Source organism: Streptomyces sp. NPDC025651 (genome assembly GCF_055558735.1).
In genome coordinates this window covers 540,268-566,376 of sequence record NZ_JBVHLZ010000002.1, presented here as the reverse complement: position 1 = coordinate 566,376, position 26,109 = coordinate 540,268, and the positions used below count along the sequence as shown (strand labels likewise).

General features: G+C 70.2%; 27 protein-coding genes. 10 read left to right on the top strand and 17 right to left on the bottom strand.

Annotated features, from left to right (window positions below; all coding sequences use genetic code 11):
- Positions 1-201: 201 nt before the first annotated feature.
- Entirely contained in the window at positions 202-864 is a 663-nt protein-coding gene (gene snpA, locus ACZ4D5_RS10580) for a snapalysin (protein ID WP_467771967.1), read from the top strand.
- Between the two features lie 90 nt (positions 865-954).
- On the opposite strand, the gene ACZ4D5_RS10575 is transcribed toward snpA, so the two are convergent.
- Both ACZ4D5_RS10575 and ACZ4D5_RS10570 read right to left on the bottom strand, forming a co-directional pair.
- Positions 955-2,940 (bottom strand): FUSC family protein, encoded by a 1,986-nt coding sequence (locus ACZ4D5_RS10575; protein WP_467771966.1) that lies wholly within the window; start codon positions 2,938-2,940, stop codon positions 955-957.
- Positions 2,941-2,984: 44 nt separating this feature from the next.
- Entirely contained in the window at positions 2,985-3,992 is a 1,008-nt protein-coding gene (locus ACZ4D5_RS10570) for an endonuclease/exonuclease/phosphatase family protein (RefSeq protein ID WP_467771965.1), read from the bottom strand.
- Positions 3,993-4,428: 436 nt separating this feature from the next.
- Between ACZ4D5_RS10570 and ACZ4D5_RS10565 the strand changes: the two genes are divergently transcribed.
- Both ACZ4D5_RS10565 and ACZ4D5_RS10560 read left to right on the top strand, forming a co-directional pair.
- On the top strand, positions 4,429-5,106 hold the full coding sequence (locus tag ACZ4D5_RS10565) for a hypothetical protein (protein WP_467771964.1): 678 nt from the start codon (positions 4,429-4,431) through the stop codon (positions 5,104-5,106).
- A 125-nt stretch (positions 5,107-5,231) separates the two neighbouring features.
- Entirely contained in the window at positions 5,232-7,133 is a 1,902-nt protein-coding gene (locus ACZ4D5_RS10560; RefSeq protein ID WP_467771963.1) for a hypothetical protein, read from the top strand.
- Between the two features lie 99 nt (positions 7,134-7,232).
- On the opposite strand, the gene ACZ4D5_RS10555 is transcribed toward ACZ4D5_RS10560, so the two are convergent.
- The 4 genes from ACZ4D5_RS10555 to ACZ4D5_RS10540 all read right to left on the bottom strand — a co-directional run bounded on the left by ACZ4D5_RS10555 (position 7,233) and on the right by ACZ4D5_RS10540 (position 10,302).
- On the bottom strand, positions 7,233-7,409 hold the full coding sequence (locus ACZ4D5_RS10555) for a hypothetical protein (protein WP_467771962.1): 177 nt from the start codon (positions 7,407-7,409) through the stop codon (positions 7,233-7,235).
- A 61-nt stretch (positions 7,410-7,470) separates the two neighbouring features.
- The gene (locus ACZ4D5_RS10550; RefSeq protein ID WP_467771961.1) at positions 7,471-8,346 is read right to left on the bottom strand and encodes a hypothetical protein; all 876 of its coding nucleotides are present in this window, start codon (positions 8,344-8,346) and stop codon (positions 7,471-7,473) included.
- A 100-nt stretch (positions 8,347-8,446) separates the two neighbouring features.
- Complete coding sequence (locus tag ACZ4D5_RS10545) at positions 8,447-9,295, bottom strand: ABC transporter permease (protein ID WP_467771960.1); 849 nt, start codon at positions 9,293-9,295, stop codon at positions 8,447-8,449.
- Complete coding sequence (locus tag ACZ4D5_RS10540; protein WP_467771959.1) at positions 9,292-10,302, bottom strand: ATP-binding cassette domain-containing protein; 1,011 nt, start codon at positions 10,300-10,302, stop codon at positions 9,292-9,294. Before ACZ4D5_RS10540 ends, ACZ4D5_RS10545 begins: the two co-directional genes overlap by 4 nt.
- A 182-nt stretch (positions 10,303-10,484) precedes the next feature.
- Between ACZ4D5_RS10540 and ACZ4D5_RS10535 the strand changes: the two genes are divergently transcribed.
- Positions 10,485-10,898, top strand: coding sequence for an SH3 domain-containing protein (locus ACZ4D5_RS10535; protein ID WP_467771958.1), 414 nt, complete (start codon positions 10,485-10,487; stop codon positions 10,896-10,898).
- On the opposite strand, the gene ACZ4D5_RS10530 is transcribed toward ACZ4D5_RS10535, so the two are convergent.
- Both ACZ4D5_RS10530 and ACZ4D5_RS10525 read right to left on the bottom strand, forming a co-directional pair.
- Positions 10,883-12,310, bottom strand: a complete 1,428-nt coding sequence (locus ACZ4D5_RS10530; protein ID WP_467771957.1) for an MFS transporter — start codon at positions 12,308-12,310, stop codon at positions 10,883-10,885. The two genes, ACZ4D5_RS10535 and ACZ4D5_RS10530, sit on opposite strands and share 16 nt — an antisense overlap.
- A complete protein-coding gene (locus ACZ4D5_RS10525) occupies positions 12,310-13,596 on the bottom strand; it encodes an SGNH/GDSL hydrolase family protein (RefSeq protein WP_467771956.1) in 1,287 nt (428 codons plus the stop codon). The genes ACZ4D5_RS10530 and ACZ4D5_RS10525 overlap by 1 nt, the downstream gene beginning before the upstream one ends.
- 152 nt (positions 13,597-13,748) lie before the next feature.
- Between ACZ4D5_RS10525 and ACZ4D5_RS10520 the strand changes: the two genes are divergently transcribed.
- Positions 13,749-14,657, top strand: a complete 909-nt coding sequence (locus ACZ4D5_RS10520) for a LysR family transcriptional regulator (protein WP_467771955.1) — start codon at positions 13,749-13,751, stop codon at positions 14,655-14,657.
- Between the two features lie 64 nt (positions 14,658-14,721).
- Here the strand turns inward: ACZ4D5_RS10520 and ACZ4D5_RS10515 are convergent, their stop codons facing one another.
- From ACZ4D5_RS10515 to ACZ4D5_RS10500, 4 genes are all read right to left on the bottom strand, one after another.
- Complete coding sequence (locus tag ACZ4D5_RS10515) at positions 14,722-15,246, bottom strand: hypothetical protein (protein WP_467771954.1); 525 nt, start codon at positions 15,244-15,246, stop codon at positions 14,722-14,724.
- 90 nt (positions 15,247-15,336) lie between these two features.
- Positions 15,337-16,611, bottom strand: a complete 1,275-nt coding sequence (locus tag ACZ4D5_RS10510; RefSeq protein WP_467771953.1) for an ion channel protein — start codon at positions 16,609-16,611, stop codon at positions 15,337-15,339.
- Positions 16,612-16,619: 8 nt separating this feature from the next.
- Entirely contained in the window at positions 16,620-17,054 is a 435-nt protein-coding gene (locus ACZ4D5_RS10505; RefSeq protein WP_467771952.1) for a DUF7144 family membrane protein, read from the bottom strand.
- Positions 17,055-17,123: 69 nt separating this feature from the next.
- Positions 17,124-17,531 (bottom strand): ATP-binding protein, encoded by a 408-nt coding sequence (locus ACZ4D5_RS10500; protein WP_467771951.1) that lies wholly within the window; start codon positions 17,529-17,531, stop codon positions 17,124-17,126.
- Between the two features lie 134 nt (positions 17,532-17,665).
- On the opposite strand from ACZ4D5_RS10500, the gene ACZ4D5_RS10495 reads away from it, so the two are divergent.
- From ACZ4D5_RS10495 to ACZ4D5_RS10485, 3 genes are all read left to right on the top strand, one after another.
- Positions 17,666-18,514, top strand: a complete 849-nt coding sequence (locus tag ACZ4D5_RS10495; RefSeq protein WP_467771950.1) for a helix-turn-helix domain-containing protein — start codon at positions 17,666-17,668, stop codon at positions 18,512-18,514.
- Positions 18,474-18,773, top strand: a complete 300-nt coding sequence (locus ACZ4D5_RS10490) for a DUF397 domain-containing protein (RefSeq protein WP_467771949.1) — start codon at positions 18,474-18,476, stop codon at positions 18,771-18,773. Before ACZ4D5_RS10495 ends, ACZ4D5_RS10490 begins: the two co-directional genes overlap by 41 nt.
- 172 nt (positions 18,774-18,945) lie before the next feature.
- Complete coding sequence (locus tag ACZ4D5_RS10485) at positions 18,946-19,290, top strand: hypothetical protein (RefSeq protein ID WP_467771948.1); 345 nt, start codon at positions 18,946-18,948, stop codon at positions 19,288-19,290.
- 110 nt (positions 19,291-19,400) lie between these two features.
- On the opposite strand, the gene ACZ4D5_RS10480 is transcribed toward ACZ4D5_RS10485, so the two are convergent.
- From ACZ4D5_RS10480 to ACZ4D5_RS10465, 4 genes are all read right to left on the bottom strand, one after another.
- Positions 19,401-20,363, bottom strand: a complete 963-nt coding sequence (locus ACZ4D5_RS10480) for an SGNH/GDSL hydrolase family protein (protein ID WP_467771947.1) — start codon at positions 20,361-20,363, stop codon at positions 19,401-19,403.
- Positions 20,364-20,471: 108 nt separating this feature from the next.
- The gene (locus tag ACZ4D5_RS10475) at positions 20,472-21,617 is read right to left on the bottom strand and encodes an abortive phage infection protein (RefSeq protein WP_467771946.1); all 1,146 of its coding nucleotides are present in this window, start codon (positions 21,615-21,617) and stop codon (positions 20,472-20,474) included.
- Positions 21,618-21,759: 142 nt separating this feature from the next.
- Positions 21,760-22,221 carry an FxLYD domain-containing protein gene (locus ACZ4D5_RS10470; RefSeq protein WP_467771945.1) on the bottom strand — a complete coding sequence of 154 codons (462 nt, stop codon included), beginning with the start codon at positions 22,219-22,221 and terminating at the stop codon, positions 21,760-21,762.
- Positions 22,222-22,326: 105 nt separating this feature from the next.
- Positions 22,327-22,692 (bottom strand): PH domain-containing protein, encoded by a 366-nt coding sequence (locus ACZ4D5_RS10465; RefSeq protein WP_362329454.1) that lies wholly within the window; start codon positions 22,690-22,692, stop codon positions 22,327-22,329.
- Positions 22,693-22,866: 174 nt separating this feature from the next.
- Here ACZ4D5_RS10465 and ACZ4D5_RS10460 point away from each other — a divergent pair, with 174 nt between their 5' ends.
- Complete coding sequence (locus ACZ4D5_RS10460) at positions 22,867-23,835, top strand: S8 family peptidase (protein ID WP_467771944.1); 969 nt, start codon at positions 22,867-22,869, stop codon at positions 23,833-23,835.
- 40 nt (positions 23,836-23,875) lie between these two features.
- Here the strand turns inward: ACZ4D5_RS10460 and ACZ4D5_RS10455 are convergent, their stop codons facing one another.
- On the bottom strand, positions 23,876-25,018 hold the full coding sequence (locus tag ACZ4D5_RS10455) for a serine hydrolase domain-containing protein (protein ID WP_467771943.1): 1,143 nt from the start codon (positions 25,016-25,018) through the stop codon (positions 23,876-23,878).
- 231 nt (positions 25,019-25,249) lie between these two features.
- Between ACZ4D5_RS10455 and ACZ4D5_RS10450 the strand changes: the two genes are divergently transcribed.
- On the top strand, positions 25,250-25,981 hold the full coding sequence (locus tag ACZ4D5_RS10450; RefSeq protein WP_467771942.1) for a GbsR/MarR family transcriptional regulator: 732 nt from the start codon (positions 25,250-25,252) through the stop codon (positions 25,979-25,981).
- The last annotated feature ends 128 nt before the right edge of the window (positions 25,982-26,109 follow it).

Below are 26,109 nucleotides of genomic sequence, written 5' to 3'. Positions count from 1 at the left end.
GCTACGGCCGCCGCACCAGACGCCCAAACCCCATGAGAACCAGCCGTTCTGGGCAGGCCGGGACCGGGTGATAGCCCCGTGCTATCGCGAGTTGCCATCATCCCCACGCGCCCCGGGCTCCCCCACACTCACAGCCACCGAACCGTTCACCTTTCATCGACCGCCCCATCGGTCGTCGAACGAGTAGGGAGCCCCCCACACATGAACAAGCGTTACCTGTCTGTCGCGGCCGTCCTCGGTCTCACGGTCGCCGGTCTCGGCGCGACCTCGGCCACGGCGTCGACCGCGACCCCCACCTCCGCGTCCGCCACGGCCTCGTACGCCTCGTACCAGGGATCGGCCGCGGAGGCCAAGGCCAACAAGGCGTTCTTCGAGGCCGTCGTGAAGGCGGTCGCCGAGAAGCGCGCGGCCAACCCCGGCGCGAAGTCCGTGACCGTCACGTACGACGCGTCCGGCGCCCCCACCTTCGCCCAGCAGATAGCCAACTCGACGTCGATCTGGAACGCCGCGGTCTCCAACGTGAAGCTGCAGGCGGGTTCGTCGGGCGCCAGCTTCTCGTACCGCGAGGGCGATGACCCGCGGGGTTCGTACGCGTCCACGGACGGGCACGGCAACGGGTACATCTTCCTGGACTACGCCCAGAACCAGGAGTACGACTCGACGCGGGTCACCACGCACGAGACGGGGCACGTCCTCGGGCTCCCGGACACGTACGACGGTCCGTGCAGCCAGCTGATGTCGGGCGGCGGGCCCGGCCCGTCCTGCACGAACGCGCAGCCGGACGCGACGGAGCGGGCGAAGGTGGACCAGTTGTGGGCCAACGGGTTGGCCAAGGCCCTGCACAAGGTCAACGCGGCGCGTTGAGGCCCGTGCGGTAACGAGGGTTGAGGTTGTCGGGGAACTGCGGGCCGGTTGTGGCTGGTCGCGCAGTTCCCCGCGCCCCTCTCGGGGCGCCTATGCAACCCGCGGTGAAGCGATCGCCCTTGCCGCCGCCACCTCCTGGCGCAGTGGCTCCAGGACGCTGCCCTCCGGGCTCACCGTGAACTCGCTGTGGACCTCCTCCAGGGTGTCCGAGGCGCGCAGGCCCTCCGCCAACTCCCTCAGTTCGCGGGCCACTTCGGCCACCTCGTCCGGCTTGGGGGCGTCCGCTCCGTGGCGGATACGGACCCTCGCCGCCGTCGTGGCGTCCAGAATGCGTTCGACGGCGACGACCAGCGGCCACCAGGCCGCGGCCCGCGTGCCCATCGGCGGCGGCTCGGTCAGGGCGCGCTGGAACTCGGAGCGGATGACGGACAGGTCGCGGTAGAGGCGGCGGCGCATGCGGGCGCGGGCGGCTGGTTCGTCCAGGGCGCCGAACGCGCGGTCCACGTACTCGGCGGTGTCCGCGACCGCGTCCGCGAGGCGGTCGCCGATCCGTGTGCCCCAGCTCTCCGGCCAGAGCAGATAGCCCGCGACGAGCGCGATCGCGCAGCCGATCAGGCTGTCGAGGAGGCGAGGTACGACCAGCCCCAGACCCTGGTGGTTGAGGATGTCGGAGAGCAGCAGGATCACCGGCGTGATCGCCGCCGTCTGGTAGCCGTAGCCCCGCGTGGTGAGCGCCGGGATCAGCGGGGCGAGCAGCATCATCACCGGCACGTCCCACCACCCGTGCGGCACCTCCGCGAGGACGGCCGCCGCGAGGACCAGGCCCGCCGCGGTGCCGAGCGCGCGCAGCACGGCGCGCGAGAAGACCGAGCCGAAGTCGGGCTTGAGGACGAACGTGACGGTGAGCGCCACCCAGTACGACCTGGGCACGTCGATCAGTGAGACCAGGGCCTGGGCGATGCCGATGCAGAGCGCGAGCCGCAGGCCGTAGCGCCAGGAGGCCCCGGACAGGATGACGTTGCGCCCGGCGCGGCGGGCCCGCACCCGCAGCGCGGCGGGCCGTCCGAGGCGGTCGTCGACGTCGACGAAGGAGAGCGGGTCGGGGTTCTCCAGCGTCTCCACGGCGTGCCGTACCGCCTGGTCGAGGGCGCGCTCGGCGGTGCCGCGCGGCTCGGGGATGCCCGGGACCACGTCCGGCGGCGTGGTGCGGCCGTGCTGTACGGCGTCGGCGATGCCGCGCACGGCGTCCGGCACCGCCGAGGGCAGCACGCACCCGGAGTGCCGCACCGCCTGGTCGGCGGCGGGTGCGGCCTCGACGATCGGGGTGAGGGCGTTCAACTGGGCGATCAGCCGGACCAGTTCCGGACTGCGGCCGTGGTCGCGGGCCCGCCGGGCGAGGACCAGGTCGTACGACTGGTTGAGCGAGGTGGTCACCGCGGCGCGCGCCTCGTCGTACGCGTCCGTGCCCGCCGCCTCCAGGAGCGCGGCCACGGAGCGGTACGTGCCGGCGACCGCGGCGCGCTCGGGGATGCCGGAGCGCAGCGGCCAGGCGAGCAGGGCGAGGAGCAGGACGAGCAGGCCGCCGCCGGTCATCAGGACCGGGGCGAGCCACCACTGGCCCGGCATGGGGAGACCCGCGCCGACCACGCAGTTCAGCAGGAGGAGGAGTCCGGAGACCGAGGCGACGGCGCCGATCGTCGACATCATCCCGGAGACGAGCGCGACGAAGGTGACCGCGCCGACCGCGACCCAGCCGTGCCCGAAGACGAGCGAGCCGAGGGTGACGCCGAGGGCGCCGAAGAGCTGCGGCACGGCGATGTTGAGGATCCGCATGCGGTAGGCGTCGGCGGTGTCGCCGATGACTCCCGACAGGGCGCCCATGGAGGCGAGCGCGCCGTACGCGGGCTGTCCCGCGAGGATGCCGACGGCGAGGGGGAGCGCCATCGCGACGGAGGCGCGGGCCACCGCGGCCCAGGGGATGGGGGCGGACTGCGGTTTGAGGGACCTGACCAGCCAGTCGGGCGGGGCGAGCGGTCTCAGGGAGACCGGACGGGCGGGGCGGGGCTCACGGGGCATGCGCCCATTATCGGCGCTTTACGTAACTTGCCCTGGCCGGAGGATCAACGCTCTGTTTCCTCTTTGTGCAGGGTGAGCGTGACGACGAGGGCCCGGTGGTCCGTGTCGCCGATCTCCAGGAAGCGGGCGTCGCGGGCGGAGAAGTCCGGCGTGGCGAGGACGTGGTCGATCTGCGCGCCGAGCGGCGAGGGCACGGCGGCGGGCCAGCTGGGCGAGCGGGACGAGCCGTCGAGGCGGGCGGCGTCGCGCAGCCCCTCGTCCAGGACCGAGCGGAAGGCGGCGTGGTCCTGGGTGGCGTTGAAGTCCCCGGCGATGATGGTCGACGTCCCGTCGTCCGCGGCGGCGTAGTCCCGGATGTCCCCGAGCTCCGAGCGCCACAGGCCGACCCCGCGGGGCACCGGCGGCATCGGGTGCGCGAGCTGCACACGCACCGGGTGCCCCTTCACGTCGGCGACGGCGCCGGGCATCCCGAGGGTGGCCTCGATGCCGTCCGCGCTCTTGAGGGGGACGTCGGCGAGGATGACGGAGCCCTCGGCGCCGGACGCGTCGACGGCCTCGCGGTAGGGGTAGTCGGCGCGGGGCAGCTCCTTGCGCAGGGTCTTCGCGCACCCGAAGTCGCACTCCTGGACGAAGAGGAGGTCGGGCTTCTCCTTGCGGACGGCCTCGACCAGCCCGTCCGTGCCGCGCCCGAACTCGACGTTCGAGGTCATCACGCGCAGCTCGGCGAAGGCGGGCCCGTCGGGCTGGTCGGTCTTCCCGTACGGCTCCATGTACCAGGCCACGAGCCCGAGCACGGCCACGCCCCACACCATGCCGATCCGCCACCGCCCGAGCAGCGCGAGCAGCAGGCCCGCCCCCGCGGGGACGAGCAGCCAGGGCAGGAAGGCGAGGATCTGGGGTACGGGGGTGACGCCGTCGGCGTCCGCGACGCGGAAGCCGATGACGGTGCTGACGCCCGCGAGGATCAGGGCGGCCGCCCATGCGGAGACCCGGCCTCCGCGCCGCCGCTCGTTCCTGCGCGCCTCGTTCTCGGCGTCACGGATGGCCGTCATGTTGTTCAAGGGGCCGGCCTCTCGTCGTCGGGTCTCGCCCGAATCCTCTCTCAGAGACGGCGCCCGGCCGACGGCGGTTGCCCGCGCCGCGAATCAGAATCCTGTTGGTCAAAGGGAGTTGACGTTTGTCGGCATTGGCCTGGGAGGCGTTCACCTTCTCCTGGTGGAACTGATGCTGAATCAAACTCTGCTTGCACGAGGATGGTTGAGAGGCCTAGGGTTCTTCTGGTACTGAAATCACTCCTGGACTTCCAGCACGCGGCGTCCCTGGCCGGAGGCGAATTCGCCCCTGCCGGAGACCCACCCCGCGCCCACCGCGCCCCCGGAACGTATGCAGCCGGAGAGCGTTGTGAGGACCCGGGGGTGCCCAGACGTACAGGACCTGCCACGGGTACGAGCGCTGAGCGCCCTCGTACGACACGGAGGTCTCCAACCAATGAGCGGTGCGCCGTCTTCTCATAACACCAAGCCGGGTATCAGCGCATTCTGCGATGAATCGCTGCGCTGCCGTGCGAACGGCACGGGGATCTACATGTTCTCGGCGGTGGTACTGGCCCCGCACGAAGTGCAGCTGGCTCGGGATCGCATGGCCGCGTCACTGCTGGCCGGTCAGCGAAAGGTCCACTGGCGCGATGAGGCTGCCGGGCGCAGACGGTCCCTCGTCAGGAGCGCGGCAGCAATCGAATGCGAGGTGGTGCTTGCCACCTGGTGCGGAATGGACAGCTCTCGCCAGGAGCGGGCTCGCAGGAAGGCTCAGCAGGCACTGCTCACTGCTCTGGCTGATCGAGAGGTCTCGAATGTCGTGTTCGAGTCCAGGGGGCTGGTCAGGGACAAAGGCGACATCGCTGGGTTGGCTGGGCTGCGGAGCTCGGGCCTGCTGCCGGAGAGCTTGCGGGTAAGCCATGTAGCTGGGCCGTTGGAGCAGGCGTTGTGGGCGGCCGATGTCGCCGTGGGCGCTTTCGGTGCGGCGGTGGACGGTGTGCCCGAGTACTGGGCCGAGATGGTCAGCGGCACCAAGGTGTCCGTCTTGACGTGCGGTCGGTGCGCCATGTCGCACGTCCCTGACACCATGGCCCGCGCGGCGGGCCCCGGGCCGTCGGCCGATGCCCCCTGAACAGCGCGAAGGCCAGGTGTCCGTCGTCCGGCGGATGACCTGGCCCCACTTCCTGGCCCTCCTGGGCCAGGCCCTTTCACTGTGCCTGTCCTCTGTCACACGGTCAAGCGGGAGACTTGCGACCAATGAACGAAATGGAAAATGAGCGCGATATCACAGAACCGGAATACCGGGACCGGGTGGACGTGCTTCGAGATCGTGTTGCGCTCCTTGTCGTCAGGGACCGCCGGTCTGTCGAAAGCGCAGCCGAGCGTCTCGTGCAGAAGGCTCAGGTGGACATCGGGCACACGGAAGAGACTGCGGCGGAGCTCCTGGCCACCGTTGTCGACCCCCGGAGCGTCCAGGCATCACAGATCAGGCAGCAGCGGGTGCGGGGCAACAGGGTCCTCTACCTGCTTCGTGCCACTGTGTGGACGCCGTTGCTGCTCGTCGACGCCACCAATGGCAGGTTCGTCGTCGGTCAGACGTATCTGTCCGACCCCAAGGTCAGCGAGGCAGGGTCGGCGCATCTCGCATTGCCGGCCCCGGAGTCTCCCCCCGAACTGCCCTCGCTTGTCTACCGGGGGTCGCGGGCAGCCATCGCCGGTGCGCTGGACAGCAATGCGGCTTACGTCCTTCAGCACAACAACTGGGTGGAAGATATCGGTGCCAACGGTGTCCTCATGCCTCTCCTGGCTGGTCATGTGGAGTTCCGCTTCACGGACGGTACGCCTCGCCAAGCCGTCGGCGTCGTGGACGGAACGTCCCGGACGGCTTCAGCACACCGGATCCTCGGGCTGACGGAGTCCGAGATCCTCACGATGGAGCCGGTCGGGCAACGGCGTTGGCTCAACAAGCTGATGCGCCATCTCAGCGCCGAGGCAGCGGACCTGGCGGATGCTCCGGAGATGCAGCTCGACAGATTGCTCCAGGCCGAGCAGCAGCTCAATGCCCTCACAGCCGAGGTCGATCTCATTATTGGATGGGGCTGGGGGAGCCAGGCGACACCACAGCAGCGCCAGGGCAAGTCGAGTTACGTCAGCACATTGAACCTGGCGCTTGGGGCCCAGAACATCGAGCCGAAGGCGTTCTCCGCGGAGGCACAGAAGACGCTGCTGGCCGAGCGGGCAGTGAACACACTTGCTGACTACGCCCTGCTCAGCTCGGACGAACTCATCTTCGCCCTGGGGCGTGAGGACCTGGCGGAGGTGGCCAAGAGGCTTGGCTTCGACACTCACCGCGACGAACGCTGCGCATGGTTGATCCGGCTGATGACCACGCCGAAGAGGGAGGAGCGGAAGGTCATCAACGAAGTGCTCGGGGTGAAGTCCTTCTCGGCCAAGGGCCGGTCACCGTACGTCTTCGAGCTGGCGCTGCGGTCATTCTCCGGGCAGGACAATCAGCTTCTGGACCGTGCGCGGAATGCCGCGGTGCACGCGCTCTGGACGAATGTGGGACACGACTGGGATGTCGTACCACGCCCTGAAGAGGCTGACCTGGACAAGTTGGAGCAGGAAGCCCTCGCCGAGGTGGATGGAGGGGGAAGTGGCCCGCGCTGTTACGAAGTAGCCGCCAGGGCTGTTGTTCCTCTGCTGGCACTTGGTGGACTCGGGGTAGACAGAGGCTCCGCCGCCTACCGTGGCCAGGCTTCGGTGGTCGTGGACAAGATGATCACGAATGCTTGGGGCATCAAGCAGCTGATGGCCACCATCCGTGCCTCGCGGCGCCCGAAACCACAATTCCCCAGGCTCGATGAGGACGGGCAGCCCATTGAGGATGGCGCACAGCCCAACACCCCTGCGGCCAACAACGACTGGCTGCGGGCTCGTGTACTGATGAAGCCGACGAGTACACCGGCCTCGAAGGCGGATGGAGCACGGCAGCGCACCCTCACCGGGATTGCGGAAGCGCGTGCGGGCTTTGACGACTACCGAGAGCTGATGGACCCGCCCTATCAGTCGCTGAGTGGGGAGAGCTGGGACGAAGCGGCGAAGGGCGCCCGTGCGCTGTCGAAGGCCTTGAATCTCTATGTGGTCAGCGACGACTGACAGCGGTTCTGGAGGACGCGGTGGCGGAGCAGGGCTTGCCCGTCTCTGCCACCGTTGCGACGCTCCGTGCTGATGCCGCGCGGGCCAGTCGTCGGCGCCTCACAGAGGGAGGTCGTCGGGCAGGACCCGGAATGCTTTGTGGCGGCCAAGGGGGCGGACGGCGCGGAAGTCTCTGCGGTCGAGGGTGAGGATCGCCTCGTTCGCCGCGGTGTGTTCCGGGTGGGTGGAGTCGAGGGCGGCCAGCAGGCCCGAGGTGTCGGTGATGACGATGATCATGCGGCGGTTCCGGCGTCGTCGTCCTCACGCCCTGGGGCACCGCCTTCGGGTGTGATGCCTGTCAGCCGGGGACCCTCATGCGGGCAGAGCCCGTGCTGTGGGGGGCCGAGGGGCCGGGTCGGCGCAGGCGGCCGGCGAACCAGGCACCCGCCGCCGCCAGCACCCCCACCCCCACCACCACCCACCCCGCGACCCGCAGCGTCGCCGTCAGGGCGTCGTAGACCGCGCCTGCCGCGTCACGGTCGACGTCCGTCGGGAGGTCGTCGAGGGTGAGGGCGCGCCCCACGGCGACGGCGATCAGCAGGAGCCCGGCCGCCAGTGCCGCCCCGAGCGCCGTCCAGAAGGCGGCCCGGCGGCGGCGCGGGGCGAGCCACAGGCCCGCGGCCGCGAGGACCACCGCGGCTACCGGCAGCCAGAGGCCCGCCACCTGGAGCAGGTGGAAGCCCTTGCGCAGTTCGCCGAGGTCCTTGGACTCCATGACCGTGACCTCGGTGTGCTTCACGGGGATCTTCGAGGCGAACGGGACGCCGTCGTCGACCAGTTGCTGCTTGATCTGCTCCGTGATGGGCGCGAGGTCGATGGTGACCTCGCTGTTGGAGTCGTCGTTCAGGGCCCGCTGCACGGCGTCGTGCGCCGCGCGGTTCGCGGCGTTCCACGCCGTCTTGAAGGCCGAGGTCTCGGTGAACGACTGCACGGCGTCGCGTACGAACGTCTCGACGGTGCCCTGCAGCGGCCCCACGTCGATCTCCTTCATCACGGAGTCGGTGACCGCGTCCGCCACGGCGTTCTGTACGGCGGATTCGGAGGCGAGCGGCGCCATCGTGGCGACGTAGTTGTCGGTGTCCCCGATCTCGTACTTCGCCCAGGTGGACAGCGCGCCGAGCGGGACGAGCAGGCAGGCGAGAACGAGAAGGACGACGGACGGAACACTACGCACACTTTTCGGCACGCCTCCCAGGCAAGGCCCCGGTCACGCGGGGCGCGACCGGGGCGACTGCATATGGGGCAAGAGAGAGGCGCGTGTGGCGCAATTCCCGCTACTTGCGGTTGTACAGACGCATCGTCACCGGACCGAAGACCGCCACCAGCAGCAGTGCCCAGCCGAACGTCCACATCAGTGAGCTCGTCGCCGACGACCCCTCCATCAGGGCGCGGACCGCCGATGCCGCGTGCGTGACGGGGTTGTTGTTCACGAAGGCCTGGAGCCAGCCCGGCATCGTTTCCGGCTTCACGAAGATGTCGCTCAGGAACGTCAGGGGGAACAGCACCATCATGCTGACGCCCATCACGGACTTCTCCGTGCGCAGGAGCAGGCCGAACATCGTCCAGACCCAGGAGAACGCGAAGGCGAAGACGAGCAGGACCAGGATGCCGACGACGACTCCGACGAAGCCGCCGTGCGGGCGGAAGCCCATGATCAGGCCCACCGTCAGCATGACGACCGAGGCGATGGCGTAGCGCAGGGCGTCGCCCAGGAGGTAGCCGACCATCGTCGAGGGGCGCCAGATCGGCAGGGTGCGGAAGCGGTCGAAGACGCCCTTCTCGATGTCCGTGTTGACCGAGACGCCCGTGTACATCGTGATCATGACGACCGACATCACCAGGATGCCGGGGAGCAGGTACTGGATGTACTCGCGCGGGGAGCCCGCCAGCGCCCCTCCGAAGAGGTACGTGTACATCAGCACCATCATGATCGGGAACGCCGTCACGTCGAAGAGCTGCTCCGGCACGTGCTTGATCTTGAGGATGGCGCGCCAGCCGAACGTCAGACAGGCGGAGAGCGCGGTGGGCCTCGGCGGGCGCTCGGTGGCGATGAGGAGTTCGGCGAGGGACTCGGTCCTGACCGGCGCGAGGTCCTGCGTCTCGGTGGTGGCTGCGGTGCTCATGCCGTGGCCTCTTCCTTCAGGTCGGTCTCGGGAGTCCGGTGGGCGGCGTCCGTGCCGGTCAGGGCGAGGAAGACCTCGTCCAGGCTGGGCTGGCCGAGCGCGAAGTTGTCGACGGTGATGCCCGCGCGGGCCAGCTCGGCCAGCGCCCGCGAGGCCTGCTCGGCCGCGCCGCTGCCGTTCCGCTCGCCGTGCGCGGCGACGCGGGCCGTCAGGGCCACCGGGTCCGGCTCCAGCTGGACCTGTGCGTCGAGCACCGCGCCGAGCAGCCGGGCGGCCTCCTCGCGTTGCGCGGCCTCCCGCAGCCGCACGTGCACGGAGCCCGCGCCGACCGACGCCTTCAGCTCGCCCTTGGTGCCCTCGGCGATGACCTTGCCCTGGTCGATGACCGCGATGCGGGCCGCCAACTGGTCGGCCTCGTCCAGGTACTGGGTGGTCAGCAGCACCGTCGTGCCGTGCTTGACCACCGCTCGCACGATGTCCCACACCTGGTTGCGGCTGCGCGGGTCGAGGCCCGTCGTCGGCTCGTCGAGGAACAGCAGGTCGGGGGTGTTCAGGATCGACGCCGCGATGTCGATGCGCCGCCGCATGCCGCCCGAGTAGTTCTTCACCTGCCGCGCCGCCGCGTCCGTGAGGCCGAAGGCGTCCAGGAGCTGCGTGGCCCGGGCGCGCGCCGCCTTCTTCTGGTGTCCGGTGAGGCGGGCCAGCAGGATCAGGTTCTCCATGCCGGTCAGGTCCTCGTCGACCGATGCGTACTGCCCGGTCAGGCTGACCCTGCTGCGTACGGCGTCGGCCTCGCGCACCACGTCGTGCCCGAAGACGTGCGCCTCGCCGCCGTCCGGCCGCAGCAGGGTGGCCAGCATCTTGACCGCGGTGGTCTTGCCCGCGCCGTTCGGCCCGAGCACGCCGTAGACCGTGCCGGCCGGGACGATGAGGTCGATGCCGTCGACCGCGCGGTTGTCGCCGAAGGTCTTCACCAGACCCGCGGTCTCGATGGCGATGTTGCTCATGTTCCGTCCGCCCTCTCCGAAGGAGTCGCGCCAAGGAAGCCGAGTGAGAGTCATCGGTTTTCCGTCATGGAGGCAGACCGTGCCGGGCCCCGAAACTCATCGCTCCCCCCAGGCTAAGCAAGGCTCCGGTGGAGCGTTGGGTCGAACGGGTGTTTCCTTGACGAGGGGGCGAGGAGGTCGCCATGCACATCGCTCCGGCCCCGGCCGCGGTGGCCGCCGCGGCCCTGCTGACCTTGGGTTCCGCCGCCACCGCCGGCGCGGCGCAGGTCACGGACAACGACGGCGGAGTCATCTGGGGCACCGTCGTCTCCGGCCCCGATCTGAACGTCAGGGACCAGCCGAACACCTCGGCGTCCGTCGTCGCGAAGCTGCCGTACGGCAGTCAGGACCGCGTCGAATGCGCCACTTGGGGCACCTCCGTCCACGGCGATCCGTACTGGTACTGGCTCGGCGGCGTCCGCGGCTGGGTGAGCGCGGCGTACGTCGACACCGGAGGCCGCCATGTGCCGGGCTGCTCCTCCGAGGACCCCTGCCCGCAGTGGAAGGAGCAGCACCGGGACCGCCACCACGACCACCACCACTACGGGACGGGGTGAGCGCGCCGGCCGAGCGCGTGCCACGCGAGCAGTGAACCGGCGAGCACCAGCGCCGAGTTGACCAGTACCGCCGCGCTCACTCCGGAGAGCACCGCCTCGGGACCCGTGCCGCCGCCCGTCCGGGCCGCCGCCACCGCGCTCATCACCGGGATGCCCAGCATGATGCCCACCTGCTGGGTCATGGTGGCGAGGCCGGTGGCGAGGCCCTGCTCGGAGTCCGGAAGGCCCGACGTCGCCGTCACCATGAAGCCGACGATCAGGAGCATGTTGCCGACGCCGCCGACGAACGTGGCCGCGAGCAGCAGGGAGAGCCAGCCGCCCGAGGTGCCGAGCGCCACCAGGGACAGGGTGGCGGCCGCCTGCACCGCGCCACCGCCGAGGACCGTGGCGCGGCTGCCGAACCGGCCCACCGCGTGCCCGCCCAGCGTCCCGCCGACGACGGTGCCGATGCCGAGGACCCCGAAGGCGAGCCCGGTGGCGAGCGCCGAGTAGCCGAGGACCTCCTGGAGGTAGAGCGTCAGGAGGAAGACCAGCGAGGTCTCCGTGGCGAAGGCGATCAGACCCGCCGTGTTGCCCCAGACGACGGTGCGGCGCCGCATGATGCGTACGGGGACCAGGGGCGCCGCCGAGCGCTGCTCCACGCGCCAGAAGGCGACGAGCAGGGCGGCTCCGAGGGCCAGTGCGGTGAGCGCGAGAGGCTCGCTCCAGCCGTTCTCGCCCGCCCGCGTCAGGCCGTACACGAGGGCGAGCAGTCCGCCGGTGACCGTCACCGCGCCGGGCACGTCCAGGCGGTGCCTGCACACCAGCCGGGAGTCGGTGAGCAGGGACGGCGCGAGGGCGACGACGGCCGCGGCGACCGGCACGTTGATGAGGAACGCCCAACGCCAGGAGAGCAGTTCGGTCAGGAGCCCGCCGAGGATCGCCCCGGTGGTGAACCCCGCCGACATCAGCGCGCCGCTCAGCCCGAGCGCCCGCTCCCGCAGCGGCCCCTCGCGGAAGGCGGTGGTGAGCAGGGCGAGCCCGGCGGGGGTGACCGCGGCGGTCGCGAGCCCCTGCAGCACCCGTGCGGCGAGCAGGACTTCGGGGGTGGTGGCGAGGCCGCCGAGCGCGGAGGAGACCCCGAGCAGGGCCATGCCCCCGATGAAGATCCGCTTGCGTCCGAAGAGGTCGGCGACGCGTCCGAGGAGGAGCGTGAAACCGGCCGCGGCGAGCGCGAAGGCGGTGGCGATCCACTGGAGGTGGGCGAGCGGGAAGCCGAGGCCTTCGCCGACCACCGGGAGCGCGACGTTCAGGATGGAGAAGTCCACGGCGATCATGAACTGGGAGCCGAGGAGCAGGGTCAGGACGAGCTTCTGCCGGGAGGTCATGCGGACGTGGCCCGCCCGGCCGACGGAGGCTTCGAGGGCGCTCATCACAGGGCCCCCAGGTCCACCGCGCGGGCCATGGCCCGGTAACCGGCGTCGTTCGGGTGCAGGTGGTCGCCGCTGTCGTACTCCGGGGCGATCCGCTCCGGGTCCTTCGGGTCGGCGAGGGCCCTGTCGAAGTCCACATACGCGTCGTATTCGCCAGAGGTGCGAACCCAACGGTTGAACTCGTTGCTTACGGCGGCGGCGTGCGGGCCGTAGTGGTCGGAGCCGCCGAGGGGCAGGAGCGTGGCCCCGACGACCCTCATCCCCTTGGCGCGGGCCGCGCGGATCAACGTCCGGTGGCCGTCGATGAGTTCGCGCGCCGACACGACCGGGGCGGGCTTGTAGGTCGGCTTGTCGGTCTCGCTGAAGCCGATGTCGTTGAGGCCCTCCAGGACGACGACGGTGCCGACGCCGGGCAGGTCGAGGGCGTCGCGCGAGAACCGGTTGGCGCTCTTCTCGCCGTACCAGGCCGAGTCGTTGAGGACCATGTTGCCGCCGATGCCGGAGTTGAGGACGGGGCGCCGGTCGCCGGACTTGGCGAGGCGCTCGGCGAGGGCGTCGGACCAGCGGCGGTTGAGGTCGGTGGAGGAGGCGAAGCCGTCGGTGATGGAGTCGCCGAACAGGACGACGCCGTCGCGCCGCTGCGGGGGGCGGCCGTCGCTGACGTCCACACCGGAGAGGTAGTACCAGGACTCGGTCGACTCGTCGAAGGCCCGGCCCCCGGTGTCGGCGGTGTGGTTCCCGTCCGCCCGGTAGCTGGTGGCGAAGGCCTGGGAGTGGAAGGTGGCGGGGCCGGTGGTTCCGGAGAGGTGCAGGGTGACGGTCACGGACTCGAAGGGCCGGAGCTTCAGGTCGGCGGCGTCGCTGGACAGTTGGGCGTGGGCGGGGACGGTGACGGAGGGCTTCCCTCCCCGGAAGGTGAGGGCTCTGACGGAGCCCTTCTCCACGGACGCCCCCTTCGTCGTACGGGCGATGGTGGCGGAGGCGATCGTGAGGGGGGAGGTCCCGTAGGCGTTGGAGAGACGTATCCGCGCCTTCGTGCCGCCCTCCGTGACGCGGACGACCTGGCGCAGGGTCTGGCCGTCGAACCCGGCCTCGGACCAGTTGGGCCTGAAGCCGGTGCTGGGGCGCTGCGGGGAGGCGGCCCAGGCGGCGCTCCAGCCCGCCCCCTTCCCGTCCTCGTGGCGCTCGGGGGAGGCCTGGGCGCCGGTCACGGCGAGCCCGGCGGTGAGGGCGAGGGCGGCGGCGGTGGCGGTGGCGACGAGGGTCTTGCGGGCACGCGAAATCATCGGAATCTCCTGGTGGTTGAGGGGAGGGAGGCGCTTCGGCGGCTGCCGTCGTGATGTGTCAAAGATCCGCCGACCGCGACCGCCCATCAACGGCGATCCGTGAAACGATCGGCGCGCTCAGGCTTATCGATGCAGGTCACAGGGGGTATGTGGTGGAACGGCAGGAGCTGGAGACCTTCCTGACGCTGGCCGAGGAGCTGCACTTCGGCCGCACGGCGGAGCGGCTCGTGCTGTCGCAGGCGCGGGTCAGCCAGACGGTGAAGAAGCTGGAGCGGAAGATCGGGGCGCCGCTGTTCGAGCGGACCAGCCGGGTGGTGCGGATGTCTCCGCTGGGGCGTCGGCTGTACGAGGATCTGGCGCCGCTGAGCCGGGAGATGGACGCGGCGGTGGCGCGGGCGAAGGCCGCGGCGCGGGGCGTGGACGGGGAGCTGAACGTGGGCTTTCTGGGGTCGGGCGCGGGCACGCTGACCGCGCCGATCCTGGCGCTGTTCCGGGAGCGGTGCCCGGGGGTGGAGGTGCGGATGAGGGAGACGCAGTTCCATGATCCGCTGGGGGCGCTGAGGGGCGGGGACGTGGACCTCCTTTTCACCTGCCTGCCGGTGGAGGAGCCGGACCTGACGGTGGGCCCGGTGGTGATCAACGAGCCGCGAGCACTGGCGGTCCCCCTGGGCCACCCGCTGGCGGGCCGGACGTCGGTCTCCCTGGAGGAGCTGGCGGGGGAGACGTTCTTCGGCGTGGTGAACGGGGCGCCCGCGTACTGGTGGGACTTCCACGTCCCGCCCCGTACGCCCTCAGGCCGGGAGATCGGGCGAGGCGCTTCGGTGGCGTCGTTCCAGGAGCTGATGACGCTGGTGGGGACGGGCCAGGGGATCTCACCGGTGGTGGCGTCCGTGGAGAAGTACTACGCGCGGCCTGACGTGACGTTCGTTCCGCTGCGGGACGTGGAGCCGGCGGAGGTGGCCCTGATCCACCGGAAGTCCGGCGTCACGGCTCGAACGGAGGCGTTCGTCAGGGCGGTCGGGGACGCCGTGGCGGCGAACGGCGGCCCGGCACCGTTCTGAGCGACCGCAACCACAACCGCCTCCGCCGATACCGGCGGAGGCGGAGGGGAAGGCGACGCGCGCGTCAGTCCATGGAGGCGAGGAGGGCGTCGACGGAGTCCGCGGAGTCCATGGAGTCCATGAGGGAGTCGACAGAGTCCGTGGCGTCCGTGGCGTCCGTGGCGTCCGCGGTGTCGGTGGCGTCCGCGGACCCCACCGTCTCGTCCTCGGGCACCGTGTACGGGCACGCGGTCGCGACCTTGCCCGCGGCGGCGACCAGCTGGTCGGCCTCCGCCTTCTTGAGCTTGCCGCCGAGCTTCGCCAGGCCGTCCAGCACCTTCGGCTGGCCGAGGTTCTCGGACGACGAGGCCTCGTCGATGGCGTCCTCGATGTCCTGGCTGATGGCGTCCTGGGTCTCGCTGTCCGCGCCCGCGGCGAACTTCGGGAAGGAATCGCGCAGGGATTCCAGAGCCTTCTGGCAGTCCTCGACGCTCGCCGCGGGAGCGGTTCGTTCAGCCGCCGTGGGCATGGCGGAGGCCGTGGCCGTCGCGGCACCGGACACGATGGCGACGGTCGCCAGCATGGCCAGAGAGCGGGTGATGCTTCGCATGGGGAGTCCTTCCTGGGCCCGCCGAGATTACGTTGGGTGCACAGCACGTAACCATATGTAATGCCCCCTTGCGACTTGACTCGCGCGCGGTTAAGCCGTCGTCGCTCGGGTGCGCTCGGTCGGGCCCCCGCCCTGTTCCTCGATCAGCATCTCCGGCCGCCCCGTCACCACCAGCCACGCGGGCAGCGCCGCCACGCACAGGACCGGCAGCAGGTCCATGTCCATCACCACCACCGCCGCGGTGAACAGGCTCAGCCACCCCTGCCGCGTCGTGGCCAGCAGAATGCCCAGCACCCCGCAGGTGATCGCCAGCGCGAGCGGCACCGCGTCCACCACCGCGTGCGCGAGCATCCCCAGCGCCACCCCCACGAACACCGCGGGGAAGATCCGCCCGCCCCGGAACCCGCACGACCCCGCCACCACCAGCGCCGCCAGCTTCACCAGGGCCAGCAGCAGCAGGTTCCCCGCCCCGTGGTCCCCCGCGTCCTCCGTCAGCTCCTTCATCTCCTCCAAGCCCTTGAAGAGCGTCAGGTGGCCGCCCAGCGCGCCCAGCGCCCCCAGCACGAGCCCGCCCACCGTCAGCATCAGCACCGGATGCCCCAGGCTCCGGAACGCCGTGTGGAAGAGCGGGAAGGCGTACACCGCCGCCAGCCCGACCACCGCCGAGGCCGCGCTGATCACCACCGCGGACAGCAGGTCCCCCCAGTGCGGCCCCGCGTAGTCGGGGACGTCGATCTGGAACGTCGGATGCGCGATCAGGACCGTCGTCAGCGCCCCGGCCCCCGCCGCGACCAACGGCGCGAACAGCCGGTCCCACAGCGGCCTCGGGTCCTTCCCCATGGCCATCTCGGAGAGGATCAGCGCCGCCGCGACAGGCGTGCCGAACAGCGCCCCCACCGTCCCCGCCGCCGCGAGCCCCACCCACTCCGCGGCGGGCGTACGGGGCATCGCCTTCATCCCCAGCGCGTACGCGAGCGCGATGTTGATGGCCGTGATCGGGTTCTCCGGACCGAGGCTCACCCCGCCCGCGAGCCCGATGACCACCGCGAGCGCGATGCCCGGCAGCACCCGCAACGGCAGCGGCGGATCGACCAGGCCCATCGTCGCGGGGTCCGGCCCGGCATGCCCCGGCACCTTCCACACCACGAGCCCCACCACGAGGCCCACCACCGTGAGCATCCCGAAGATCCACCCGGCCGACGTCCCCGAGACCCCGAAGGCGTCCGGCAGCCGGTCCCACAGCACGTCCTGCAGCCGCTCCGCCACCCAGCTCAGCGCCAGCAGCAACAGGCTCGACCCGACCCCGACGAGCAGGGCCGGGACGATCAGCGGAGCCAGCGCGCGGGCCTGCGGCGGCAGGCTCATGACGCCCTTCAGGGAGCGGTGGCGTCGGAGCGGTCGTTGCACAGCGCCCAGATGACGAAGACGCCGATCGCGATCGAGATGAGCGCCCAGACCGGCGTGTACGGCAGCCACAGGAACTGCGCGACGATCGCGATCGACGCCAGCGCGACGCCCGCCGCCCTGCCCCAGTCGGCGCCCTTGAGGATCCCGTATCCGGTGATCGCCACCAGGATGCCGAGGACCAGGTGGATCCAGCCCCACGTGGTGAGGTTGAACTTGTAGACGTAGTCGCCGATCCGCTCGTAGACGTCGTCCTTGGCGATGCCCGCGATGCCTTCGAGGATCCCGAGGACGCCGTTCACCAGCATCAGGACACCGGCGAACATCGTCCCGCCCGCGGCCCATGCGCTGCCGCTGCCGCTGTCGTCACGCGTCGGCTTGTTGGGCGCAGTCGCGCTGCTCATGGCCACCCCTTTTTCTTTACGGTCAGGGATTCACAGCGTGTGACGGCCCGCCGGGAGCGGCGACCGGGCCTAGGCCGAACGGGTGGGGGCGGCGGGCCCCGACCCCTTGGCGTCGCACTCGAACCAGGCGGTCTTGCCGGTACCGTCCCGCCACGGCAGGAACCCGAAGCGGTCGGTGACGGCAGCCACGATCATCAACCCGCGCCCTCCCTCGGCCAGTTCCCCGGCCTCGCTCTCCGCCGGCACCCGGGCACACCTGTCGGCCACCTCCACCCGCAGTCCCTGCGGGCGGCGCAGGATGAGCAGTTCGCAGTGTCTGTCCGGTACGTGACGTACGACGTTCGTGACCAGCTCGGTCAGCGCCAGTTCGGCGCAGTCCCCGAGCTCCTCCATCCCCCAACTTCCCAGATACGTACGGAGGATGAACCGCAGATGCCGCGCCGAGTGCTCACCCAGCGTGAGGCTGAGGCGGCACATCCCTCGAACTGGCAGCGGGGGATGGGGAGTTACGTGATTCATGTCACCAGGGTGGATTTGGCTGATTACTCTGGGCTACGGCATGAATCGCACGCTGCCAGGCGTTGCGTTGGTTCTTTGGGGGTGGCCCGCACATGGTCAACGTCCGCGACCTCGACCCCAGCGCGTCTCCGCTGGACTACTACGGCTCGGAACTGCGGCGCCTGCGGGAGGCCGCGGGCCTGAAGCAGGGGCAGTTGGGCGGCTGCATCTTCGTGACGGCGTCCTTGATCGGCCAGATCGAGACGGCGAAGAAGGTGCCGACGAGGGATTTCTCCGAGCGGGTGGATGCGGCGCTGGGGACGGATGGGTTCTTTTCGCGGTTGGTGGGGCTGGTCCTGAAGAGTCAGCTGCCTACGTGGTTCCAGCCGTTTGCGGAGATGGAGGCGAAGGCGGGGTACCTCTCCGCGTATCAGTGCCAGTTGGTTCACGGGCTGTTGCAGACGGAAGCGTATGCGCGGGCGGTACTCGGTGTGGAGCACAGTGACCGCCTCGACGAGCTGGTTGCAGCACGGATAGAACGACAGCGGATTCTGAGCCGGGAGTGCCCACCTGCCCTGTTCGTCGTCCTCGATGAGGCTGCTCTCCACCGGGAAATCGGTGGCCGCCGAGTCATGCGAGATCAACTCGCGCATCTGTTGGGCTTCCGCGACAGCCCTTGGCTGCACCTTCAGGTGCTGCCGTTCTCAGTGGGGCAACACGCCGCTGTAATGGGGTCATTCACGCTGCTGCGCTTCGAAGATGACCCTGACTTGTTCTACTCGGAGAGTTATGACTCGGGGCACATGACTGCCAACCCGCAAGTGATCAGGGAGCGTTCACTCGGCTACGCTCGCCTGCAAGGCGCTGCCCTCTCGCGGGAGGAGTCAGCCACGCTGATCGCTCGCGTGATGGAGGATCGTTATGGGGATCGGCCGGGACCTGACGGGCGTGAACTGGCGTAAGTCGTCGTACAGCGGCAGCAGCGGCGGCGAGTGCATCGAATGCGCCCCGCTGAACGGCGCAACGTGGCGTAAGTCGTCGTACAGCGGCAGCGGCGGCGGCGACTGCATCGAAATCGCCCAAGCCCAGTGCAACGGCAATGGCAACGGAACCGTCGCCATACGCGACAGCAAGAACCCCGAAGGCCCCGCCTTCACCCTCACCGAAGCCGCCTTCACCCGCTTCGTCCAAGCCGCAGCCACCGGCTCACTAGGCCGCTGACCTGCACTGAGCCGTTGGGGTGGTTGTGAAATCTGACGGGGAATCAGGGTTTCCGGGCCCCGCTGTGTCCCGTTAACCGGGAGACAGCGGAAGCCCCGGACGCACAGCAAGGCGCCCGGGCGGCGCGACGGTCGTGGCCGTGTACAGGCTCCCTGTCGGAGAGGGAAGTGAAGTGAAGTACACGAAGGCCGCCGCGGTCGTTACCGGTTCTGTGATGGCCCTGGGGGTGGCCTCGCCCGCCTTCGCCGACGACTTCGACAACACCGCGTCGGCGCAGACCAAGGCCGAGGGCGAGGTCCTCGTCGACAGCAGCACGGTCTCGAAGAACGACGTGAAGAACCCGCTCAAGGACTTCGACGTCAAGGTGATCACCGACGCCACGAGCAAGCTGGCCGACAAGCTGGCCACCAAGAACGACCTGGCCTCGAAGACGAACGCGCTGGCGGGCGCCTCGACCCGTGCCGTCGACGGCGCCCCGGGCTCGGGTCTGATCGGCGGCATGCCGATCGGCGGCTGATCTCCACCCGCCGCCTCTGCCGCTTACTGGAGCGGCAGTGCGACCAGCATCCCGCTGAAGGCCCCGCGCCGGATGGATCCGCGCGGGGCCTTCCGCAGCCCGTGCCCCGCCTAGCGGGCGTCGGCGACCGCCTGTGTGATCGCTGCGACCATCCGGCGGATGCCGGGGGAACGCACCGGGCAGGGACGGGACTTGGCCGTGGTCGGCGCAAGGCAGAAGTGCAGGTAATCGTCGTCGCGGTGGAGGGCGGTGCGGCCGCTGCCCCGCTCCGTGCAGTACTCCGGATGATCCCGCTCGTACGAAGTGCACGGCAGCTTCTCGACCCACGTGTACCGGCCCGACTCCGGCGCGACCGCCCGCCCCGCGTCGGCAAGGATTCCGCGCGAGGCCTTGGCCTGCGCCTCGTAGATCTCGTTCACGCGCCGCACGCGGTCGGGCGTGATGGGGTCGGGGCCCTGCAGCACCCACACGACGCGTGGCGCGTCCGCCCCGCCCGCCGCCTTGATCTGGGCAGCCAACTCCCGTGCGTCGGCGGCGTACCGGTCGAAGTACTTGTCGCGCTGCTTGTCGTACGTGATGCCGTCCATGCAGGGCGTGTAGCCCCACGCGTTGCCCCAGAACTGGAGCACCACATAGTCCGGACGCCGCTCGCGCACCAGCGTGGCGGCCTTGTCCTTGTCGGGGACGAGGGAGTCCTTGCCGGTGCCGGTGAGGTAGTCGCAGAGGGTGGTGCCGGAGTACGGGGCGCTGCGGTAGCGGGCGCCGAGGGAGCCGCGCATCTGCTCGCCGAGGACGTTCTGGTTCTCCATGGCGAGGGAGTCCCCCAGGTACAGGACCTCGGGGGACCTGGACTTCGCCCGGGGGCCGGCGGCGCGCTGCCGGGTGGTGGAGGTCGGCGCCGGGTCCTTCCTCCGGCCCTGGTGGGGGGAGGCCGACGGGGCGTCCGCGTCCCGGCCGTCCTCCGGCACCGCGGCCGGAGGAGGCGCGCTCCCCTCGCCCCCCGACCCCGGGTCCCCGCACCCGCCGAGCACCAGCACAGCAGCCAACGCCCCCGCGCTCCACAGCTTCCGCATGCGGCAACTCCCGCCTCAGACAGCCGAAATGGCCACCAGGCAAGCACACGGGAGCCCGTGCCGGAAGGCATCCGCGTGCCAAGAATCGTGCCGGGTCCCGGCGGACGGTCAGCGGCGTGCGGCCCGTTCGAAGTGGCGGGCGAGGGCCTCGAAGGACTCCTTCGGCTCCCAGTGCCAGGGGGACTCCGGGTCGTCGGGCCGCTGCCGGATCGTCTTGGTCAGGCTGTAACTGGCGATGTCGAGGTCGTGGACCGGGTCGTCGGGACGGTGGGGCATCTCGGGGGAGCAGAAGTTGTAGACCAGGGCGCCGTGCAGGTTCATGGACTCGAAGACGTCGAAGACGTCGAGGAGATAGGCGGCCTGCGTGCGCTCGCCGCGCTTGAGGCCGGGGGCGATCTCCGGCGGCTCCTTGGTGTAGTCGACGGCCTCGTGCCAGCCCATGCCGCCGTCCTGCGGCGCGCCTTCGTACGTACAGGAACCGCACTCGGTGATCGCGACCGGCTTGCCCCAACGCCGGTACGGGGCAAGCTCCTTGACGTAGGCGGCCTTGGTCCGGTGATACGCGTAGTAGTTGACGCTGACGATGTCGAAGAGGGACCAGTCGACCTCGTCCTCGTGCGCGGCGCCGTAGGTGAGGGGGCCGTGGAAGACGGCGCGGCCGGCCCTGGCCGCCCGTCCGATGAAGTCGCGCAGCCGCAGGACCATCTTCTTGGGGTCGTAGTTCCCCTTGAGCATGTTCTCGACGCGCTCCACGGCGTTGTCGCCGGGCACGATTCCGGGGACGTACAGCACGAACTCGCACCCCACGCTGAGGTGCACCTTCGCGCCCTGGCGCCGCAGCCGCTCGGCCTGGCGGCCGGTCTCGGCGAGGTGGTCGAGGATCTCCCGCTCCGGTACGTCGCCCAGGCGTGGCTGCAGCCAGACGTGCAGTCCGCGCTCGGCGGCCTCGGAGGCGGTGGCGGCGAGCCGCTCGACCCCGTCGCCGAAGACGGAGACGGAGTTGGCGTGCAGCCGGTGGCGCAGGGCCCGCATGTCGTGCCGCATGCGCTTCGCGTTCCAGGCGGTGGCGGCGGACTCCCCGTCCCCGACCTCGTAACAGACCCCGCGATAGGTCAGCCCCCGCCGGACCCCCGTCCCGGCGGCGGCCGACCCCGCGGTGGCGAGCCCGCCGACGGCGGCCGCGACCCCCGCGGCTCCGGCTCCCGCGAGGAAGCGGGCTCTGCTGATGCCTTCGCCGATGCCTTCGTGCCGCATGCTGTCTCCCGTCGTAGGACCGGGTTTCAGCATGGGAGGGGGAGGGGCGCCGGATCTTCGGCCTTTGGTCCAGGGCGCGGCGACGGAGGTCGCAACGGCGGTGCGCACACGCCGACTTAAGACGTGGTGACGTCCGGCGGTCTCAGTAGCGCAGGGCGGTGGTGACGTTCGCCTTCACGTCGCCCTTGTCCTTGTCGAGCTTGTGGGTGCTGCGGGCGGTGGCGTCCTTGGACTGCCCCTCGGGGACGTCGGGGATCGTCACGACGACCGTGTCCAGAAGCTTGCCGTCGGGGTCCTTGAAGGTGACCTGGACGGCGAAGGTCTTGGCGGAGCCTGCGGTGTTCCTGGCGGTGACCTCCACGGTGGTCCGGCCGTCGTCGTCCGTCCGCGGGTCGCCTAGGCTCACGTCGCCCTTGACGTCGACGCCGCCCTTGACCTCGTCGATCTTCTCGCCCGCGCGTGCGGTGGCCGAGGCCACGGCGGAGGCGGCCCTGCTGGCGGCGTCCGAGGCGGTGCCTTCGGCCTCGGAGCAGCCCGCGGCGCCGAGGGCGAGGGCCGCGGCGCAGGCCGCCGCGGCCACCGTGCGTGTTCCGTACCCGGTCATGCCGCCTCCGTCGCCGTCGCTCGCTTCACCTGGTCCCCCCAGTGAAGTCCAGCGAGGCGGAGGCCGCACGCCGGGAGTGTCCCGCGGTGCGGCTGACGGCCGCGGCTAGCGCGCGACGAACTGGGTGAGGATGGCCTGCACCTCGTAGATGTTCACGCCCTTGGTGAAGGTCTTCTGCAGCGGCGTCGGGTTGCTGGAGATCCAGATCTTCAGCTCCGCGTCCAGGTCGAAGTGGCCCGCGGTCTCCACGGCGAAGTGCGTGATGCTGCGGTAGGGGATCGAGTGGTACTCGACCTTCTTGCCGGTGATCCCCTGCTTGTCGACCATGATCAGCCTGCGGTCGGTGAAGAGCATGGTGTCGCGTATCAGCGTGTACGCGGCGTGCACCTGCTCGCCGTGGCCGAGCAGGCGGGCGTACTCGTTCTGCGCCTTGCCCGGGTCGACGGTGTGTGCGTTTCCGAACAGTGCCATGTGCTGACCCCCCATGGAGATGCTTGCGGACTGCCGTGTTTCCGGCTTCCGAATTTCTGTACGAACCCTAACCGGGTACCCCCTGCTGGGGCGTCCCCCGTACGGCCCACCCTCTGTGGCGCCTGTCCCCGGGTCCCCCGAGGGTCGGGACAGACAACAGGAGGGTGGACCTTGATGACGACGTACGGACGACGGCTGGTTGCCGCAGCGCTCTGCCTCACCGCCGTCACCGGACTCGCCACCGCGTGCGGGGACGACAACGACAGCAAGCCGGACCCCATGCGGGACAAGCAGTGGGCGCTGGACGCGCTGAAGCTGCCGGACGCCTGGGACGAGGCGAAGGGGGACGACACGGTCGTCGCGGTGGTCGACACGGGGGCGGACCTCGACCACCCGGACCTGAAGGGGCGGCTCGTCGCGGGCCACGACTTCGTCGACAACGACGACGAGCCGAAGGACATGAACGGCCACGGCACCCATGTCTCCGGCATCGCCGCCGCCCACACCGACAACGGGGTGGGCATCGCGGGCGGCGCCCCGGGCGCGAAGATCATGCCGGTCCGGGTGCTGGGCGCGGACGGCAGCGGCAGTGACGCGAACATCACCAAGGGCATCGTCTGGGCGGCCGATCACGGGGCTGATGTCATCAATCTCTCCCTCGGCGAATCGGGCCTCATGGCGCGGCTGTTGAAGGGCGGGGTGCTGAACCTGGCCATCCAGGCAGCGCACGACAAGGGGGCGGTGGTGGTGGCGGCGGGCAACGACGGCACGGCGCTGCAGCCGTACAAGGTCGAGACGCCGGTGCTGGTGGTGGGCGCGAGCGACCGGAACGGAAAGCCCGCGAGCTTCTCCAACTTCGGTGCGCAGCAGGCGGTTTCGGCGCCGGGGGTGGACATCCTGTCGACGCTGCCCACGTACAGGACGAAGGAGACGCTGAAGAACGACTCCGGGTACGGGGACCTGTCGGGGACGTCCATGGCGGCGCCGTACGTGTCCGCGGTGGCGGCGCTGCTGCATCAGCAGGGCCGGAAGCCGGACGAGATCATGAGCGCGATCAGGGCCAGCGCGAAGAACCCGGACAAGCTGGCGAAGCTGGGCCTGGGCGTGGTGGACGCGAACGCGGCGGTGGAGTCCTCGAAGTAGGTGTTTCGGCGCGTGGGCGTCGGGCCGTGCGGCCGGAGGCTCACGCGCCGAGACGGACGCCGAACTCCGCTTCGATGACCTTGAAGAGGACGTCCCAGGTCTTCCACTCGGTGTTGGTCTGGAGGGAGACGGTGTGGGTGCCGTCGGCGGTGCCCACCGTGTAGAACAGGCATCCCCAGAAGCTGCCGCCGACGCCGCGCAGCGTCAGGCCGCCCGTCGCCGCCTTGTCGAACTCGAAGAGACCGAGGCCGTAGCGGGTGTGCGGCGTCCAGTTGCCGCCCTCGGTGGAGACCGTGGTCCACATCGCGCGGTGCTGGGCGGGCGGCAGCAGGGCGCCGCAGGACATGGCGTTGACGAACTTGATCATGTCGCCGGTCGTGGAGACGACGTTGCCGGGCGCCCACGAGGTGTTGAACTCGGTGACGTCGAGGGGCGCGAGCCCCGGCTCCTCCATCACGGACTCCCAGTTCGCCGGGGTGACCGTGGCCGGGTCCGTGCCGTCCTTGTAGAACAGCGTGGAGTAGGCGCGGGGGTGCGGTGCGGGGTAGTCCGTGTCCTGGGGGCGGCGTACGTAGGTGCCGGTCAGCCCGAGGGGCCGGATGACCCTGAGCTCGATCTCCTCCGCGACGGTGTTGCCGGTGACCTTCTCGATGACGGCCTCGGCGAGGTAGAAGCCGCCGTTGGAGTACTCGAAGCGTTCCCCGGGCTCGCCGACGGGGGGCCGGGAGACGGTCATCTTGAGCAGCTCGTCGGCGGGGACGACTTCGAGGCGGTGCCTCGCGAAGTTGGCGCGGGTGGCGAACCGGTTGGTCAGCTCCGGCGCCAGGCCGGTGGAGAACAGGCCCGCGGTGTTGCTGAGCAGGTGCCTGATGGTGATCCTGCCGCCGTCGTAGCCGTTGGTGGCGGGGTCCAGTATGCCGGGCAGCCAGGTGTCCACGGTGTCGTCGATGCTGAGCCTGCCCTCGGCCTCCAGGGAGAGGAGGACGGCGGCGACGAAGGCCTTGCTGCCGCTGCCGGCGTGCAGGAACTCCCCGGGTACGCGCGGGGCGCCGGTCTTGAGGTCGGCCACTCCGGCGGTGCCGAACCAGGTGCGGTCGTCGTGCCTGACGTCGGCGGCGATGCCGGGGATGTGGAGTTCGGCCACGGCCTGGTCGAGTGCGTGCTGAATTCCTTCGGTGTTCATGCCTTTCGGCCTCTCTTCCGGTCCTTCGGCCCTCGCCAAAGGATCTTCACTGACATGTAAAAATTACGTTGCATTAGAGATTGGGTCAATCATGATTTCGTGAAGCAATGGATAACTGGCAGGTGGGGATGGGTATTTCATTGCAAGCCCATTGCTTGTGAATGCAACGGGAGCGTTGCATTAAGCTGCTGGGAACGCAGGGCGTGGGGACGTGGAGAGGTGGGGCGGGCGATGCCTGGAGAGAGGCTCACGCGGGAGGAGCGGCGGGAGATCGGCGCGGCGCTGCGGGACGGGCAGACGTACGCCGCCGTGGCCCGCCGCCTCGGCCGGCCGACGTCGACGGTCACGCGTGAGGTGATGCGGAACGGTGGGCCGGGCGCGTACCACGCGGAGCGGGCCCACCAGGCGAGCAAGCGGAAGGCGCGTCCTGCGCAGGTGACGGCTCCGCCGCGTTCTCCTGAGGGCGCTGACGCCGACACCGACGGGCGCGACCGGCAGACCGTGGACGAAGTGGCCGCGCATACCGCGGAGTTGTTCGTCCAGTCGGGGCTGACGCGGATGGCGTCGAGGGTGCTTGCGGCACTGCTGACCACGGACAGCGGCAGCCTCGGCTCTGCCGAGCTGGTACGGCGTCTGCAGGTCAGCCCGGCGGCCGTCTCCAAGGCTGTGGGGTACCTGGAGGGGATCGGGTTCATCCAACGCGAGCGGGATCCCCGCGGGCGGGCGGAACGGTATGTCATCGGTGACGACGTGTGGTTCCGGGCGGTCATGGCCAGCGTGCGCATCGACGGGCGGATCGCCGAGGCGGCCGCGCGGGGTGCGCGGGCGTTGGGGCGCGGGACCCCGGCCGGCGAGAGGCTGTCGAACCTGAGCCACTTCCTCGAACACGTCAGCGAGGACCTGGTCCGGTCGGCGGAGAGGTGGGGCCGAATCTATTTCGGGGAACCGGACGGCACCCCGTAAGGGGCGCGGGGAACGGCGCGAGCAACGGCTACCGCCCCGTAAGGGGCGCGGGGAACGGCGCGAGCAACCGGATCGGGCCCGCACGCGATACGCGCACGGTCACTGCCCCGTAAGGGGCGCGGGGAACT